This is a genomic window from Riemerella anatipestifer ATCC 11845 = DSM 15868, from assembly GCF_000252855.1.
GTDB classification, from domain to species: domain Bacteria; phylum Bacteroidota; class Bacteroidia; order Flavobacteriales; family Weeksellaceae; genus Riemerella; species Riemerella anatipestifera.
Genome location: NC_017045.1, coordinates 1,392,722 through 1,410,361 on the forward strand (window position 1 = coordinate 1,392,722; position 17,640 = coordinate 1,410,361).

13 protein-coding genes are annotated in these 17,640 nt (G+C 37.0%); 9 read left to right on the forward strand and 4 right to left on the reverse strand.

Annotated features, from left to right (window positions below; translation table 11 throughout):
- Window positions 1–24: 24 nt before the first annotated feature.
- The 4 genes from RA0C_RS06635 to RA0C_RS06650 all read right to left on the reverse strand — a co-directional run bounded on the left by RA0C_RS06635 (window position 25) and on the right by RA0C_RS06650 (window position 6,401).
- Complete coding sequence (locus tag RA0C_RS06635) at window positions 25–1,140, reverse strand: Fic family protein (RefSeq protein ID WP_004920486.1); 1,116 nt, start codon at window positions 1,138–1,140, stop codon at window positions 25–27.
- Between the two features lie 194 nt (window positions 1,141–1,334).
- Window positions 1,335–2,609 (reverse strand): DUF6080 domain-containing protein, encoded by a 1,275-nt coding sequence (locus tag RA0C_RS06640; RefSeq protein WP_004920491.1) that lies wholly within the window; start codon window positions 2,607–2,609, stop codon window positions 1,335–1,337.
- A gap of 39 nt (window positions 2,610–2,648) precedes the next feature.
- Window positions 2,649–4,181 (reverse strand): protein adenylyltransferase SelO, encoded by a 1,533-nt coding sequence (locus RA0C_RS06645; protein ID WP_013446993.1) that lies wholly within the window; start codon window positions 4,179–4,181, stop codon window positions 2,649–2,651.
- A 63-nt stretch (window positions 4,182–4,244) separates the two neighbouring features.
- Window positions 4,245–6,401 carry an outer membrane beta-barrel family protein gene (locus RA0C_RS06650; protein WP_013446994.1) on the reverse strand — a complete coding sequence of 719 codons (2,157 nt, stop codon included), beginning with the start codon at window positions 6,399–6,401 and terminating at the stop codon, window positions 4,245–4,247.
- Between the two features lie 165 nt (window positions 6,402–6,566).
- Between RA0C_RS06650 and RA0C_RS06655 the strand changes: the two genes are divergently transcribed.
- From RA0C_RS06655 to sufB, 9 genes are all read left to right on the forward strand, one after another.
- Window positions 6,567–7,763, forward strand: coding sequence for a pyridoxal phosphate-dependent aminotransferase (locus tag RA0C_RS06655; RefSeq protein WP_004920496.1), 1,197 nt, complete (start codon window positions 6,567–6,569; stop codon window positions 7,761–7,763).
- Between the two features lie 254 nt (window positions 7,764–8,017).
- Window positions 8,018–11,416 carry an isoleucine--tRNA ligase gene (gene ileS, locus RA0C_RS06660; protein WP_013446995.1) on the forward strand — a complete coding sequence of 1,133 codons (3,399 nt, stop codon included), beginning with the start codon at window positions 8,018–8,020 and terminating at the stop codon, window positions 11,414–11,416.
- Window positions 11,417–11,442: 26 nt separating this feature from the next.
- Window positions 11,443–11,823, forward strand: a complete 381-nt coding sequence (locus RA0C_RS06665; RefSeq protein WP_004920503.1) for a TraR/DksA family transcriptional regulator — start codon at window positions 11,443–11,445, stop codon at window positions 11,821–11,823.
- Window positions 11,824–11,908: 85 nt separating this feature from the next.
- Window positions 11,909–12,547, forward strand: coding sequence for a lipoprotein signal peptidase (locus tag RA0C_RS06670; RefSeq protein ID WP_004920506.1), 639 nt, complete (start codon window positions 11,909–11,911; stop codon window positions 12,545–12,547).
- Between the two features lie 4 nt (window positions 12,548–12,551).
- Window positions 12,552–13,193 carry a SanA/YdcF family protein gene (locus RA0C_RS06675; protein ID WP_004920509.1) on the forward strand — a complete coding sequence of 214 codons (642 nt, stop codon included), beginning with the start codon at window positions 12,552–12,554 and terminating at the stop codon, window positions 13,191–13,193.
- A gap of 79 nt (window positions 13,194–13,272) precedes the next feature.
- A complete protein-coding gene (gene lepA / locus RA0C_RS06680; protein WP_004920511.1) occupies window positions 13,273–15,069 on the forward strand; it encodes a translation elongation factor 4 in 1,797 nt (598 codons plus the stop codon).
- Window positions 15,070–15,268: 199 nt separating this feature from the next.
- Complete coding sequence (locus RA0C_RS06685; RefSeq protein WP_004920516.1) at window positions 15,269–15,598, forward strand: HesB/IscA family protein; 330 nt, start codon at window positions 15,269–15,271, stop codon at window positions 15,596–15,598.
- A gap of 56 nt (window positions 15,599–15,654) precedes the next feature.
- Entirely contained in the window at window positions 15,655–16,071 is a 417-nt protein-coding gene (locus tag RA0C_RS06690; RefSeq protein WP_004920519.1) for a four helix bundle protein, read from the forward strand.
- A gap of 99 nt (window positions 16,072–16,170) precedes the next feature.
- Window positions 16,171–17,616 (forward strand): Fe-S cluster assembly protein SufB, encoded by a 1,446-nt coding sequence (sufB, locus tag RA0C_RS06695; protein WP_013446996.1) that lies wholly within the window; start codon window positions 16,171–16,173, stop codon window positions 17,614–17,616.
- The last annotated feature ends 24 nt before the right edge of the window (window positions 17,617–17,640 follow it).

Consider the following 17,640-nt stretch of genomic DNA (forward strand, 5'->3'; position numbering starts at 1 on the left):
TTGGTTATAAATAATTTTAACTTTTTAAACTCTTACTAATCTCATCATTGGTTCAAACGAGTATAAGGCAGATCTGCTCCCTGCTGCAGCTTCTTTTGTTATGATGTAGTCGTTTTCTAATAGTTTCTTAATAATGCCACTTGCTGTAGCGTTGGGTATTTGGGTTTCTTTTACAAATCTATTTGTTCTAAAAACAGGGTTAGTGAAAATAAAATCAACTACTTGTATATTCCATTTTGAGGATAAAATACCTGCTAGACTTATTTTAGTTTCTTCATAAAGTGTCTTGATTTTTTCTGCAATTTGTAGATTTTTGATAGCCTGTGATTCAACTGCTTGAAGAAAAAACTGAATCCATTGTTCCCATTGATGTGTTTGGGATACATTTCTCATTTGGTAAATATATTCGTCCTTATGTGTTTCAAAGTAACCACTGATATAAAAATGAGGTTGAGATAATACGCCTTCTTTCCATAGCAATAATGTAATAAGCATTCTACCAATCCTTCCATTTCCGTCTTTGAAAGGGTGTAAGGCTTCAAATTCTAAATGGCTAATAGCCGTTTTAATTAATGGAGGAAAATGATCATTTTCAATAAATTCAAATAAAAGTTCTAACCCATCGGTGAGTTTTTCTGGACTGATGGGGATAAATTGGATTTCTTTTCTGATTTTATCGGCTAAAAAATTTTGTTCTTTTTTAAACTCTCCTGGTGATTTATCAGCTCCACGTCCTAAATATAATAGTTGTTGGTGCATCTGTCTGATGAAATTTGGAGATAAAGGATAGCCATCTTCCATAGCCTTTTGTGAATTTTTCAAACATCTTTGATATAATATGGTTTCTATAACATCTGATTTTATATTAGGTTGGTCTGTATCGTCATAATCAGCTTCATATTGTAGTATTTCGTCTATTGTACTGATAGTTCCTTCAATTCTTGAGGAAATTACTGCTTCTTGGTTTCTTAATGGTGTGAGTAATATTTCTGTATTGTAAAGATTTTTGAGCATTTGATCATACCTTGCTAATGCATCTGTAGCCTTTATTAAGCTATCTATTATGGTTGGGTAATCTATGTTTTTGGGAGGAAATTGATTGTAATGATATTCAACAGCACTATCTATTTTATAATCCATACTTTTTTATTTTCTTACAAAGATAATCGTTATTTTGAAAACAAATATATTTGTGTCTGTTTTTTTTTGCTATTATGAACACAAGTATAATTGTTTTCAAAAATGGGATACAAATCTATTTGTATTCGGTTTTTTATGAAATTTTGAAAACAATTATACTTGTGTTCTAATATGGAAAGCAATTTTACCTTGGCTTACTTCTCACTATAGTACTTTTCTAAGAATGCAAAAAACTCATTCATTCTATAAAAGTTGTTTAGGGCTAAAAAGAGTATCATCACCCCTAAAAGCAACTGAAGCCCTAGGGTGGCATTGGTGTTTTTTCGGTAAGAATGTAAAAGCCACCCCAAAATTAGAGGAATAACGAATACAAAATGCCCTCCGTAGATGTAGGAGGTATGCAGCCCGAATTTTAAGACACAATGTATCATAATATCCACAAGAAAAGACAACATCAGAACTTGAACGAGCGGCTTTCTGAACCCTCTTAAATATCCCCAAACAAGGAGTAGAAAAAGTACTCCTACAAACACATAAGAAAGGTTGGTGGTATAGACTTCCATAAATAAGGCTTTGTAGTGGAAGTTGTGTTTGTTGTGATAATCTCTGATAATAAAACTAGGGAATAACACATTGCCACCCCAAAACCAAGAAATTATCATATCCCAAATAGGCACGAGTTTCGGTTGCGAAAATTTTTCGTACTGTTGCCCTGTTTTATCTAAAAATGCAGAAAACTGAAAATTCATTCGGTACATAAAAAGTAGTAAAAATATTCCTACCGAAAGTCCCACCTTTGCCACCGCATTCGCTAAGTGTTTGATGTTGTTGTACCATTTCCTTTCAAACAAAATGGGAATATAAACTTTAACAATATTGGTAATGGTAAGTCCTCCTATCGCTAAGCTACTTAGGCATAGCATTCCCCAAGATAGCGTTCTTTTTTGTGTGAGCCTCAAGGCAGCATAGTAGGTAAATCCGCTTAAAAATAAAAGGCTGTAAGTATAGGTTTCTGGTGTGAAGGACAGCATAATGTTGGTACTAAACAAACTGAAAAACACCACTAAAATAAGACTGCTAGCCAATGATAGTTGAATGATATTTTTAAGATATTTAAAAATAAAAACCATTGTCCAACTAATGGCAAGGCTACTCAATAGAGCAAGGCTTAGCCTAAAGAGATGATTTTTCTGTCCGCTAGAAATCCAAAGGGAGAACTCTCTGATGGCATCAAAAAAATAGTTGGATAAAGGGTGTCTTTCGTACCCGCCACCTGTCATTACAATAGCTCTATTGTCAAAACTAAAATAGGCGTCCCAAGGGATTCTTTCATCAAATACAATGGTGGAAGTTAAGGCAGTATGCCCCGCCAAAATACCATACGCCACAAGGAAGAAAATAAACAAAGCCCACTCTACCGACGAGCTAGGGCAACTTTGTTTTAGAATGCCATAAAGTTTAGATTTCATTACAGTTTTACCAAAATTTCCGCAAAAATACTTTAATTGTTAAGAACTACAAGACAAAGTAGAGCAACCCACCACCTCATCGTATTTTTTTGGTCTTTTAACGCTCCATTCTGGGAATGTTTCTTGGTAAGGTTTTTTAAGAGCGCTAAGGAGTTGGTTAAAGTAGCTGATGTTCCCTTTATTAAGTTCCTTTATACACTCGTGTAGAAGGTAGTTTCTAAGGGTGAATTTTGGGTTGTTTTGACTCATTAGAGCAAGTCTTTCGTTGGGGGAGATTTTGTTTAAAGCTAATCGGTTTTGGTAGGAATTTATCCATTGATTGAGGCGTTGTAGGTCTTCTGTATGGAGAGATTGATAAGAAATATCCTGCCAGTTGATTAGATGAACATCTTTCTCCAATGCATTAAAAAATAAGGTATAGTCTAGTTTTAGCGAAGTCATTAGATTTTGCCAATCTGTAAAGAAATCAACATCGGTATCTTTCATAAAAGTATCCAATCCCATTTTAGAACACATCATTTGGTCGTATTGATTCCAAAAATCAGTGCCAAAATCTTCTAAAGTTTGCTCAATAAAATCCACATCGTTTATCAGAGGAAATAAAGCATTGCCTAGTTGCCAAAGATTCCATTGTGCCATTTCGGCTTGTCTTCCAAAAGCATAACGCCTACCGGGTAAATCGGTAGTATTGGGAGTGAAGTTCAAATCGTATTCATCTAGCATAGAGAATGGTCCGTAGTCTATACTAAGCCCGAGGATACTCATATTATCGGTATTCATCACACCGTGGGTAAAGCCTACTCTTTGCCATTCTACCATAAGGTTGGCGGTTGTTTCAGCAATTTTTTTGAAAAACTGATGATAAGGTTGAGATTCATCTGTTTTTATTTCACGGAAATAGCGTTGAATACAGAAGTCGGCTAGATTTTTCAGAGTGTCTATTTCGTTTTGGGCTGCCAATAGCTGAAAGTGTCCAAACCTTATAAATGAGGGTGCTGTGCGTATAACTACCGCTCCTTTTTCTTGTTTAGGATTGCCATTGTAGAGTATATCTCTTGTTACCATTTCTCCTGTTTCAGCGAGAGAGAGGGCTCTAGTGGTAGGTACACCTAGATGATGCATTGCTTCGCTCATAAGATATTCTCTCACAGAGGAACGAAGCACGGCTCTCCCATCTGCAAATCTAGAGTAGGGCGTTGCTCCTGCACCTTTCCATTGGATTTCGGTGGTTTCTCCGCTAGTGTTTTGTATCTCTCCAGCCAATATTGCCCTGCCATCTCCTAGTTGTCCTGCCCATTGCCCAAACTGATGCCCAGCGTAAGCAGTAGCATAGGTCCTGATATTTTTGGGTAAATCTTGGGCAGCTAAAAAAGCCTCGTCTTCGGGTTCAAAAGAACCTAATCCTATGTCGTTAGAAAGCTCTTGATTGAAGGTAATAGTCTTGTAATTGGTAAATAAGGCAGGTTCTACCGTAGCAAAAAGCATTTTTGGTGTTTGTCTTTGCATGGTATCACCAGAAAAATCACCAGGGAATTGGTCTAAAAAAGGTTGAGTGATGAGGTGTATATTCATTTAATTTATATCAAAAATAATGGGGTAAAGTTAAGTAATTTACCCCATTAAGTTTTTTTTGATTTAGTTGGCTCTGTTTTTTTCTTCTTGGTTTCCAGAAGCACGGGAGCTTACCGATATTTTATTGTTACCAAACTTATAGTTGAGAGAAAATCTCACATATTGAGAGTCATTGTATTGCGAAAAAGATTGTAGTATGCCTTGAGAAATTTCTTTATAAATAGGTTGGGAGCTTCGGAATATATCATTAAAATGAAGTCCTAAAATCAGGTTTTTGTTTAATAATAAATACTTAAAGCCAATGTCTAGTGAAGAATATTCGGTTATATCATTAACTCCTTTTGCTGGAAAATTATAGTCATAATTTACACTTGCAAATAGTGTTTTTTTGGAATTGAGTGTAAAGGTATTTTTAGAGGCTGTATAGCCAAACCACGAAGAGTATCTATTGGAATAAACATCTATATAGGGACGAACTTCGGCGTAAGCAACATCTATTTCTGCTGAGGCTTCCCACCAACTAAACGGTTTGTAATTAACTCCAATAGATGCCCCAAAAGAAGTATTATTAGAAAAGTTCTCAAACCTCATAATGGTAATGTTCTCTGCAACATTGTGTCTAGAGATTTGGGCAGTATTATCTATATATTTTCCGTAAGATAGTTGGAAGTTGAGCAGACTTTTATAAGCGTAATTAAATTCTACATTGTTTATAAAGATGGGTTGTAAAAATGGATTTCCTGTGGTATAAGATTTTGGGCTATCGTACCATCTAGCTGGATTTAATGCGCCCCAAGAAGGTCGCCCAATACGCCTACCATAATTGGCAGAGAAAGAGTGGTTTTCGTTAGGCTTATACATAATGTAGAGGGTTGGGAACAGTTTGGCGTAATTTCTTTGGGTAATTTCGTTAGTAGAAATAGAGTTAGCATTGGTTTGGGTGGCTTCTCCACGAAGTCCAACTTTGGTTTCCCATTTTTCTCCGAAAGATTTAGAAGCACTAAAGTATAGCGCCTGTATATTTTCGGTGTATTCAAAGTGGTCTTTTTGAGAAAGAATTAAATTGTTGTTGTCTTGATTAAAGAAATTTATATCTACTATGTTTTTAGTTTTAGTAGAAGCGGCTCTACCTCCAAAGGACAAATTAGCCCAAGATAAAGGCATTTCAAAATCAGCCTTGATGGAATAGTTCTTTACATTTTGATGAGAGTTGTTTTGAGAATATTGTGTTTCTGTAGTTGCAGGGATAAAATCTTGTAACAAAGAGGTAAAATGATTAGCCTCAGGATTAGCCATATCAAAATAATCTGCATCTACAGACAGCTTTTTACCATCATCGCCTAGTTTCTGAACATAATTAAGGTTTAGAGAGATGTTGTTAGGCGTTCCTTGAGATAACCCTTCCGTTTTGTAGTAATGAATTAAAGAATGGTCGTTGTACCTTCTCGCAAAATTATCTGCAAATTCATCGGAGTATCTATCTGTAAAAGAGCCCATAAATTGCAACCCTAGACTGCTTTTATCTGTAAAGGCGTACTCTAAATTTAACAAAGTACCCCAGTTTTTTCTGTGGTTACGATTAAAGAGTTTATTGTTCCATTGGTAATCGGGATAATCGTAGAATATATCGTTAGTATAGAGGTTTCTTCCGTAGCTATAATTAACATCTACTAGGGCAGAAAACTTATCTTTTTTATAATTGAAATTAGCACCGTGTACTAATCTTTCGTAAGTGGCTTGTAGGTAGCTAGAGCGTAGTGTAGCACTCCAGTTATTTTGTTTAGAGCGTTTGAGTTGTATGTTAATAAGTCCACTATTTCCTTCGGCTTCATATTTTGACGGTGGGTTGGTAATAACTTCTATCTTTAAGATATTGGCAGAAGGTATAGACTTTAGATAATCTTGTAGAGCCTCTCCAGAGAGTTGAGTTATCTTATCATTTATCATCACTCTAACGCTGCTTTTACCTACAAGTTGTATATTGTTTCCTTGTATTCTTACACTAGGAGTAGCTTTCAGTGCGTCCAAAGCATCACCTCCCACTACAGAAACGGCGTTTTCTACATTAAAAACCAATCTATCTACCTTCCTCTCTATAAGTTTTTTTTGAGCTTTGAGTTCTACAGCTTGGATTTCTTTTTCTATACTGTCCTGTTTTTGTTGTTGAGCTTTAGCCACGCCAAAACTGATAAACGATATTGTAATGATGAGTCTTTTCACGGTGATTTATATTAGTTTTAAGTTTTGTTGCCGAAGTTAAATAAAATTGATTATTTGTGCAATAGCTTATAATAAAGATGGTTAGCGAGGTATGAAAACTCCACTCTTCCTATTTTATAAATCATAAGTAAATGCTTACTTTTGTAGCAAATAAATAATTTAGCAATGCCAAAAATATCAAACAGAGCAGCCAATATGCCTGCTTCCCCTATCCGAAAATTAGTACCTTACGCTCTAGCAGCAAAACAAAGAGGAACTAAAGTCTATCACCTTAATATAGGTCAGCCCGATATAGAAACGCCAGAAACAGCACTAGCAGAACTGCAAAAGATTGACTTAAAGGTGCTAGAGTATTCGCTTTCAGAAGGGAACTTAGAGTATAGAAAGGCTTTAGAAAACTATTACCATAGTTTGGGGTTTACGGACTTAACAGCAGATAACTTCATCGTTACCAATGGTGGTTCTGAGGCGTTGAACTTCGCACTTTCTACTTTGTGTGATGAGGGTGATGAAATCATCATTCCAGAGCCTTATTATGCCAATTATAACGGTTTTTCTAACCACATCAATGCTAAAGTAGTAGCGGTGCCGTCTTCCATAGAGACAGGTTTTGCATTACCAAGCATAGAAGAATTTGAGAAAAAAATCACCAATAAAACTAGAGCGATACTTATTTGTAACCCAGGCAACCCAACAGGCTATCTTTATACCAAAGAAGAGTTGAAACGATTAGCCGAAATTGCCCTTAAACACGACATTGTAGTTATTTCCGATGAGGTGTACCGTGAATATGTTTACGATGGAGAGAAACAGACTTCGATGTTGGAGTTTCCTGAACTAGCAGAAAACTGTATCATCATAGACTCCGAGTCTAAAAGATACTCTATGTGTGGGGTAAGGATTGGCTTTATGGTTACCCGTTCTAAAGTGATTAAAGACGCCGCTATGAAATTTGCTCAAGCAAGGTTAAGCCCTGTATTGCTAGGACAGATTATTGCAGCGAAGGCTCACCAAAACGATACCGCTTATATCCAAAGTGTGAGAGAAGAATACACTAAAAGAAGAAACCTTTTAGTACAATTACTTAACGAGATACCAGGAGTTAATTGCCCGATGCCAAAAGGAGCATTTTATTGTATGGCAGAGCTGCCTATAGACGATGCCGATAAGTTTGCACAATGGCTATTGGAGTCTTACTCTCATAACAACGAAACTATTATGGTGGCTCCAGCAGGAGGGTTTTATTCTAACCCAGAGTTAGGTAAAAAACAAGTGAGAATAGCTTATGTTCTCAAAGAAGAAGATTTAGAAAGAAGTGCAGAATTGCTTAAAGACGCGTTAGAAAAATACCAAGCTTTGTAGATAAGATTTTAGTTTGCAAAAGCCGAGAGTTGTTCAGACTTTCGGCTTTTTTATTTTATCTTCCTCAGATTGAAAATAGGAGGAAATTGAATTTGAATTCGTCTAAGTGTTTTACTAGAGTGTTAGGATGTTTTTCAATCGGTAGTAACTTTTTTATAAATAATGAGAGACAGCAGGTCTTGTATAGGTTTTATTATCGGTATTTTTTTGTATTTTAGCAAACTATTTTTAGAAAAAGCAAATTTTTTATCAAGATGAGTAAATTTACAGAATACAAAGGGCTTAATCTTACGGATATATCAGCACAAATAGCTGATTTTTGGAAAAAGGATAATACATTTCAGAAGTCGGTGGAGATTAGAAAAGGCAAACCAGAGTTCGTCTTCTACGAAGGACCACCTTCTGCTAACGGTATGCCAGGAATTCACCACGTAATGGCGAGAGCCTTAAAAGACATTTTCTGTAGATACCAAACTCAAAGAGGGAAACAAGTATTTCGTAAAGCGGGTTGGGATACTCACGGACTGCCAGTAGAGCTGGGGGTAGAGAAAGAGTTAGGCATTACTAAAGAAGATATAGGTAAGAAAATTTCGGTGGAAGACTACAATCAGGCGTGCCGAAATGCCGTAATGAAGTACACCGATGTCTGGAACGACCTAACTGAAAAGATAGGCTATTGGGTGGATTTAGAAGACCCTTACATTACCTATAAGCCTAAATATATGGAGACGGTTTGGTGGCTTTTAAAACAGCTTTACACCAAAAATTTGCTTTATAAGGGTTATACCATTCAGCCATATTCCCCTAAGGCGGGTACAGGGCTTTCTTCTCACGAGCTTAATCAGCCAGGGACTTACCGCGATGTAAGCGATACCACCATTGTGGCTCAATTCAAAGTAAAACAGCTTTCGGATAGTGTGGCTTCTAAGATAGGTCAGCAAAGTGGGGATATCCACATTCTTGCTTGGACGACAACGCCTTGGACGCTTCCGTCTAACACGGCTTTGGCAGTGGGTAAAGAGGTAGAATATGTCTTGGTGAAAACCTTTAATCAATACACCTTTGAACCAATCCAAATCGTTCTTGCAAAGGTACTTCTTGAGAAAAACTTTGGTAAAAAATATTTTGAAGCCACAGATGAAGATTTGGCTAAATATCAATCCGAAGATAAGCAAATCCCTTATCAAGTGTTAGGGCATTTTTCGGGTGCAGATTTAGCAGGAACGCAATACGAACAGTTGGTGCCGTGGTTTTTACCATACGAAAATCCAGACCAAGCCTTCCGTGTGATTGTAGGAGATTTTGTAACCACAGAGGACGGGACAGGGATAGTACATATTGCACCTACCTTTGGTGCTGATGACGCCCGTGTCGCAAAAGAAAACGGAATACCTCCAATGCTCATCAAAGATGAAAATGATAATCTAGTGCCTTTAGTAGATTTACAAGGGAAATTTGTTAAAGGAGAGGCGGTGCCAGAGCTATTTAGTGGTAAATACATCAAAAATGAATACTATGATAATGGCGCTGCCCCAGAGAAATCTTGGGACGTAGAAATGGCAATCCTCCTTAAAACGGAAAATAAAGCATTTAAGGTAGAGAAATACCTCCACTCTTATCCTCATTGTTGGAGAACAGATAAGCCTGTATTGTACTATCCACTAGACTCTTGGTTTGTTAAGATGACTTCGGTTAAGGAGCGTCTAGTAGAACTAAATAAAGAAATCAACTGGAAGCCGAAGGCTACTGGAGAAGGGCGTTTTGCTAACTGGCTAGAAAATGTAAACGATTGGAACCTCTCTCGTTCCAGATATTGGGGAATTCCGTTGCCGATATGGAGAACGGAAGACCTAAAGGAAGAGAAAATCATAGGTTCGGTAGAAGAGTTGGTAAATGAAATCAACAAGTCCGTAGCAGCAGGAGTGATGGCGGAAAACCCTTTCAAAGATTTTGAAATAGGGAATATGAGCGAGGAAAACTATGCTAAGATAGATTTACACAAAAATATTGTGGACGAGGTGGTGCTAGTGTCCGAAACGGGTAAACCGATGAGAAGAGAATCCGACTTGATAGATGTTTGGTTTGATTCTGGAGCGATGCCTTATGCACAGCTACATTATCCTTTTGAAAATAAGGAATTCATAGAGCAGAACAAGGCGTTCCCAGCGGACTTTATCGCGGAAGGAGTAGACCAAACTCGTGGTTGGTTCTACACGCTACACGCCATTGCAACCAGTGTTTTTGACTCTGTGGCGTACAAAAATGTGGTGTCCAATGGTCTTGTGCTAGACAAAAACGGACAAAAAATGTCTAAACGATTGGGCAATGCGGTAGACCCATTTGATACTTTAGCGAAGTACGGTCCAGACGCCACCAGATGGTATATGATTTCCAATGCAAACCCTTGGGAAAACCTTAAATTTGATATTGATGGTGTAGATGAGGTGAGAAGAAAGTTCTTCGGAACACTTTACAATACTTATTCATTCTTTGCACTTTACGCCAATGTAGATGGCTTTAAATATGCCGAGAAAGAGGTGGAAAACAGACCAGAGATAGACCGTTGGATTCTTTCAGAACTTAATATATTGGTAAAAGAAGTTACCGAGTTCTATAACGATTACGAGCCAACCAAAGTCGCTAGAGCCATCAATACCTTTGTTAATGATAATTTGAGTAACTGGTATGTAAGGCTTTGTCGCCGTCGTTTCTGGAAAGGAGATTATACCGAAGATAAAATTTCGGCTTATCAAACGCTTTACACTTGTTTAGAAACAGTGGCGAAAATATCAGCACCAATCGCTCCATTCTTTATGGATAGGCTTTATCAAGACTTGAATAAAGTGACCCAAAGAGATACGGCAGAAAGCGTGCATCTTACGGATTTCCCTGTAGCTAATGAAGGTGCGATAGACATCAATTTAGTAGAAAAAACACACTTAGCACAACAGATTACCTCTATGGTATTTTCACTAAGAAAGAAAGAAAATATCAAGGTGAGACAGCCATTGCAGAAAGTAATGGTGCCTGTTCTAGATAAGAAAACGGAAGAGCAGATTGTGGCTGTTTCGGACTTAATTAAACAAGAGGTGAATGTAAAAGAGCTGCAAATCATCAATGATAAAGAGGCAGAGGGACTTATCGTAAAACAAATAAAGCCTAACTTTAAGACTTTAGGTCCTAAATTGGGTAAAGATATGAAGACGGTAGCCCAAGAGATTTCAGCGTTTGATAATGCTCAAATTTCCACTTTGGAGAAGGAAGGTAAGGTAATGGTTGGAGCTTATGAGATTTGCCTAGAAGATGTGGAAATATCGACTAAAGATATTCCAGGTTGGACGGTAGCTAGCGAAGGTAAAATCACAGTAGCGTTAGATTTAACGATAACCGACGAGCTTAGGTCCGAAGGTGTAGCTAGGGAGTTTATCAATCGTATTCAGAACCTTAGAAAAGAAAAAGAGTTTGAACTCACAGATAAAATTAAGATACAGTTAACACAAGATTGTCCATATTTGCAAGAAATTTTGAACAACGAGCAGTACATCGCTTCGGAAGTGCTTTCCGAAAAAATAGAAGTTTTAGAAATATTAAACACAGGTGATGAACTAGAAATAGACGAAGTGAAGTTTACTGTAAATATTGAAAGAAATTAGAATACTTACATCATGTTTTGATAATTATGGAACAAGAAAGACAAAGATATAGTGATGCCGATTTGAAAGAGTTTAAAGAACTTATAGAAGGCAAAATAGAAAAGGCAGAGAAAGATTTGGCGTTGATTAGACAAAACTTTATCAACGACCAAAATAATGGCACAGATGATACCTCGCCTACATTTAAGGCTTTTGAAGAAGGAGCAGAAACTCTAAGCAAGGAGCAAAATGCTATTCTTGCCGTAAGACAGGAGAAATTTATCCGAGACTTAAAGAATGCTCTTATCAGGATAGAAAACAAAACCTACGGAATTTGTAGAGTTACAGGTAACCTTATTGGTAAGGAAAGACTGAAAGCTGTGCCTCACGCTACTTTAAGCATTGAGGCTAAAAATATGCAACGATAATTGCAGAAAAGTTAAATATTAGCTGTGTGTCACAAGAAATATTTTTTGTGATACACGGCGTTTTTCATTAAAATAAAACATATACATGAAGAAGATAGCATTCGTAACTATTTTGGTATTGCTTTTAGACCAACTCTCTAAAATCTATATTAAAACTAATTTTGAACTCAACGAATCTGTGAGGGTTTTGCCAGGTTTTAGATTGACCTTTGTGGAAAACCCAGGTATGGCTTATGGTTTACAGTTCGGAGGACTTATTGGTAAATACTTTTTAGTAATTACTAGAGTGGTTCTTATTGGAGTGATGGTTCATATCTTTAGGAAATGGCTAAAAGAAGGAGCGTCTAATTACAGACTTATACCTATGGCAATGATATTTGCAGGAGCGATAGGGAACTTAATAGATGGTATGTTTTATGGGCTTATCTTTGATACAGGAACGGTGTTTGATGACAGTATAGGGCGATGGATAGGTTACGATGGGGTTTCTCATATCACTGCTTTTGAGCAAGGTTATTCTCATTTTATGAAAGGTTGTGTGGTAGATATGTTTCATTTTGATATGATTGATTGGTATGTGCCAGAGCATTACCCTATAATTGGAGGCACTAGAATACAGTTTTTTAAATATATCTTCAATGTGGCAGACGCCGCTATTACAGTCGGCGTGAGTATATTATTTTTGTTCAGAAGAAAAGCCTTTCCTAACGGATTAGAGTTTTAAGTAGATGAAAAAACTAGGGAAAGCTCTACTGGTTACATGTGTTTTATCCATCTTTAGTGTCGTAACGGTAATATTGTGGTGTAATTATATCATTAAAAGCCAGTCCGAAAGCTATATCTTCAGCAATATTTCTGAGGTACCAACTAAAAAAGTTGGACTTGTTTTGGGAACGAGTAAATATCTCCAAAACGGTATTCCTAACTGTTACTTTAAATACAGAATAGATGCGGCTGCGGAGCTTTATAAAAATGGCAAAGTGCAGTATTTTATTGTAAGTGGAGACAATTCTCGTAAAGACTACAACGAAACTGAGGATATGAAGCTAGATTTAATGGCTCACGGCATTCCCGAAAATCATATTTACCAAGACTTTGCAGGGTTTAGAACGTTAGATTCCGTAATAAGAGCAGAAGATATTTTTGGTCAAAAGACATTCATTATCATTTCACAAAAATTTCATAATGAACGAGCGGTTTATTTGGCTAGGAAAAATGGCTTAGAAGCGTATGGATACAATGCTCAAGATGTAAATGCCTATGCAGGGCTTAAAACCCAAGTCAGAGAATATTTTGCAAGAGTAAAAGTTTTTTATGATTTACTATTAGGCGTAGAGCCTAAGTATAGCGGTGATAAAATTGAAATATAGTTTGGCTGCGATAGTATAACCACTTTTTTTGAGAAAATTGATATAAATCAATATCTTTGCAGACTACGAATTCGTTTTCATGAAGAATATAAGAAACTTTTGCATTATAGCCCATATAGACCACGGTAAATCTACTTTGGCAGATAGGCTTTTAGAATATACCAATACGGTAACACAAAGAGAACTCCAAGCCCAAACCCTAGACGATATGGATTTGGAAAAAGAGCGAGGAATTACCATAAAATCTCACGCCATACAAATGGACTATGAGTATAAGGGTGAAAAATATGTTCTCAACCTTATTGATACCCCAGGGCATGTGGATTTTTCCTACGAAGTATCTAGATCTATAGCAGCGTGTGAAGGGGCATTGCTGATTGTAGATGCGGCACAAAGCATTCAGGCACAAACAATTTCTAATCTTTATTTGGCATTAGAAAATGATTTGGAGATTATCCCTGTACTTAACAAAATTGACTTGCCGTCCGCAAACCCAGAAGAGGTTACAGATGAAATAATGAACTTATTGGGGTGTGAGTACGAAGATGTTTTAAGAGTTTCAGGAAAAACAGGAGAAGGTGTACACGAGCTTTTAGAGCAAATTGTGGAAAGGATACCAGCTCCGAAGGGTGAGCCAGACGCTCCGTTACAAGCCTTGATTTTTGATTCTGTTTATAATCCTTTTAGAGGAATAGAAGCCTATTTTAAGGTTGTTAATGGCAAGATAAGAAAAGGCGAGAAAGTTAAGTTTATGGCTACCGATAAAACCTACGAGGCAGATGAGGTAGGGACACTAAAACTGAAACAACAGCCAAAACAAGAAATCAAGTGTGGAGATGTAGGCTACATTATTTCTGGGATTAAAGATGCCAGAGAGGTTAAAGTGGGAGATACTATTACAAGTGTAGAAAACCCAGCTACTGCTCCAATAGAAGGTTTTGAAGAGGTAAAACCTATGGTTTTTGCAGGGATTTACCCAGTGGAAAGTGAGGATTTTGAAGAACTAAGAACCTCCTTAGAAAAACTTAGGTTAAATGATGCTTCTTTAGTTTTTGAACCAGAAAGTTCAGCGGCTTTAGGATTTGGTTTTAGATGTGGATTCTTAGGTATGCTCCATATGGAAATTGTTCAGGAAAGGTTAGATAGAGAGTTCAATATGAATGTTATCACTACGGTTCCCAATGTATCCTATCACGGATATAGCAAGAAAGAACCGGAAGTGCCAATCCTTATCAATAATCCTTCGGAAATGATGGACCCAACGGTAATGGATAGAGTGGAAGAACCTTATATTAAAGCCTCTATCATTACCAAATCTGATTTCGTAGGAGCGGTGATGACGCTTTGTATAGAAAAACGAGGAGAAATTGTTAATCAAAGTTATCTAACTTCCGATAGAGTAGAGCTTGTCTTTAATATGCCTCTTGCAGAGGTGGTTTTTGATTTCTATGACAGATTAAAATCCATTTCTAAAGGCTATGCTTCTTTTGATTATCACCCAATAGGTTTCCGTGCTTCTAAATTGGTTAAGATGGATATTCTTATCAACGGGGATATGGTAGACGCATTGTCTTCTCTCATACACCAAGATAATGCCTATGGTATTGGTAAAAAAATGTGTGAGAAGCTGAGAGAACTTATTCCTAGACAACAGTTTGATATAGCAGTACAAGCAGCCTTAGGGACTAAAGTTATTGCTAGAGAAACCATAAAAGCCTTAAGAAAAGATGTTACAGCAAAATGTTACGGAGGAGATATTTCAAGAAAAAGAAAACTCTTAGAGAAGCAAAAAGAAGGTAAAAAGAAAATGAAACAGATAGGACGAGTGGAAGTTCCGCAATCGGCATTTATGGCGGTACTAAAGCTAAATGATTAAACTTCATTAAGGAATAGTTTAAAATAGAACAGAGCCTAACCTAGCTATTTATAACAAGCGGGTTAGGTTTTTTTATTTTAAGTAATCTGAATTTTAAGAAAACATCAATCAAAGTAATAGGTAAAAATGAAAAATGATTTTTGTCAGTCCATAAATTAGTTTGTATTTTTGTTGGCGAAAATCATTCTAAATAAACACAATGATAAAAGTATCAGACCAAGCTAAAGATAAAGCTGTTCAGCTTATGGCAGAAGATGGGTTTAATCCTAGTGAAGATTTCATTAGGGTAGGCGTTAAGAGTGGAGGCTGTTCAGGGTTAGAATATGTGTTGAAATTCGATAATCAGACCACAGGTACAGACCAAATCTTTGAAGACAACGGAATTAAAATAGTAATAGACAAAAAATCAATTCTCTATTTAGCAGGGACAACTTTGGAATATTCTGGAGGTCTTAACGGAAAAGGATTTGTTTTTAACAATCCCAATGCTGCTAGAACTTGTGGTTGTGGAGAGAGTTTTTCGCTATAATTGGTTTAAGGTTCAAGGTTTAAGAATTCAAAGGAGTAAGGAAGTTGTAAAATTATATGCAGGATATTATAGTTCCAGAAGATATGTCAAACATCAAAACTTTTGAAGACTTAGAAATATGGCAGTTATCTAGAGCCTTGTGCCAAGATATATTTGTAATTATAGAAGAAACTCCTTTGAAGAACAACTTTAGACTTGCTAATCAGATAGACGGAGCATCGGGTTCCATTATGGATAATATTGCAGAAGGCTTTGAACGAAACGGGAATAGAGAATTTCTACAGTTTTTATCTGTAGCAAAGGCATCTTGTGGAGAAGTACGTTCGCAGCTATATAGACTAAAAGATAGAAATTTTGTTAATGATAAAACCTTTGAAGATTTAAAAAATAAAACCTTACTTTTAAGTAAGAAAATAAGTGCTTTTATAAAATATTTAAAGAATAGTGAAATGTCAGGAACTAAATTTAAGTAGAAAAGAAATAAGTAGAAAGTAAGGGTTTCAACTTTGAGTTTTAGTAAACCTTAAACCTTGAATTTTGAACCTTGAACCTAAAACTTTAAACCTTGAACAATGAAATATACAGAAGACGATTTAAGGGAAGACCTTAAAAATAAAGAATACGAAGCCGGATTTTATACAGATATAGAATACGAAGATTTTCCTACGGGGCTTAACGAAGATATTATTCGTCAGATTTCGGCAAAGAAAAATGAACCAGAATGGATGACAGAATGGAGGCTGGAGTCTTTCCGTATTTGGCAAAAAATGGAAGAGCCAGACTGGGCGAATGTGAAGTATGAAAAGCCAGACTTCCAAGCCATAAAATATTATGCCGCTCCTAAAAAGAAACCAGAATTAGCGAGTTTAGATGAGGTGGACCCAGAGTTATTAAAAACTTTTGAGAAGTTAGGCATCTCTTTAGATGAGCAGAAGAGGCTTACAGGTGTTGCCGTAGATGTGGTGATGGATTCTGTATCGGTAAAGACCACTTTCCAAGAAACTTTAAAGGAGAAAGGCATTATCTTTTGTTCTATATCAGAAGCGATACAGGAGTATCCTGACTTAGTTAAAAAGTATATTGGTAAAGTAGTGCCAAGAGGAGATAATTTCTATGCGGCACTTAACTCGGCGGTATTTTCAGATGGTTCTTTCTGTTATATACCTAAAGGCGTAAAATGTCCTATGGAACTTTCCACTTATTTCCGTATCAACCAAGCGGGAACAGGGCAGTTTGAAAGAACTTTAGTAGTAGCAGATGAGGGAAGTTATGTGTCTTATTTAGAAGGCTGTACCGCCCCTTCTAGAGATGAAAATCAGCTCCACGCTGCGGTGGTAGAGCTTATCGCGATGGAAGGTGCAGAAATCAAGTATTCTACCGTTCAAAACTGGTATCCTGGGGACGAAAGTGGTAAAGGAGGCGTATTTAACTTCGTTACTAAGAGAGGGCTTTGCGAGAAAAATGCTAAAATCTCTTGGACGCAAGTAGAAACAGGCTCGGCGGTAACTTGGAAATACCCTAGCTGCATTTTGAAGGGCGATAATTCTATCGGAGAATTTTATTCTATTGCCGTAACCAACAATCATCAGTGGGCAGACACAGGGACGAAGATGATACACATCGGGAAGAATACCAAATCTACCATCATCTCTAAAGGAATTTCTGCAGGGAAATCCAACAATTCTTACAGAGGATTGGTAAAAGTAATGCCATCAGCAAAGGGAGCTAGAAATTTCTCCCAGTGCGACTCCCTTTTGATGGGGAACGAATGTGGTGCTCACACCTTCCCTTATATTGAAATTAAAGACCCTTCGGCACAGCTAGAACACGAGGCTACCACCAGCAAAATAGGCGAAGACCAGATTTTCTACTGTAACCAAAGAGGTTTAGACACCGAAAAGGCCATCGCCCTTATCGTAAACGGATTTAGCAAGGAGGTACTTAACAAACTTCCGATGGAGTTTGCCATAGAAGCCCAAAAACTCCTAGAAATTAGTTTAGAAGGAAGTGTAGGGTAGAGGAGCTAACCTTAGGGAAGCTCC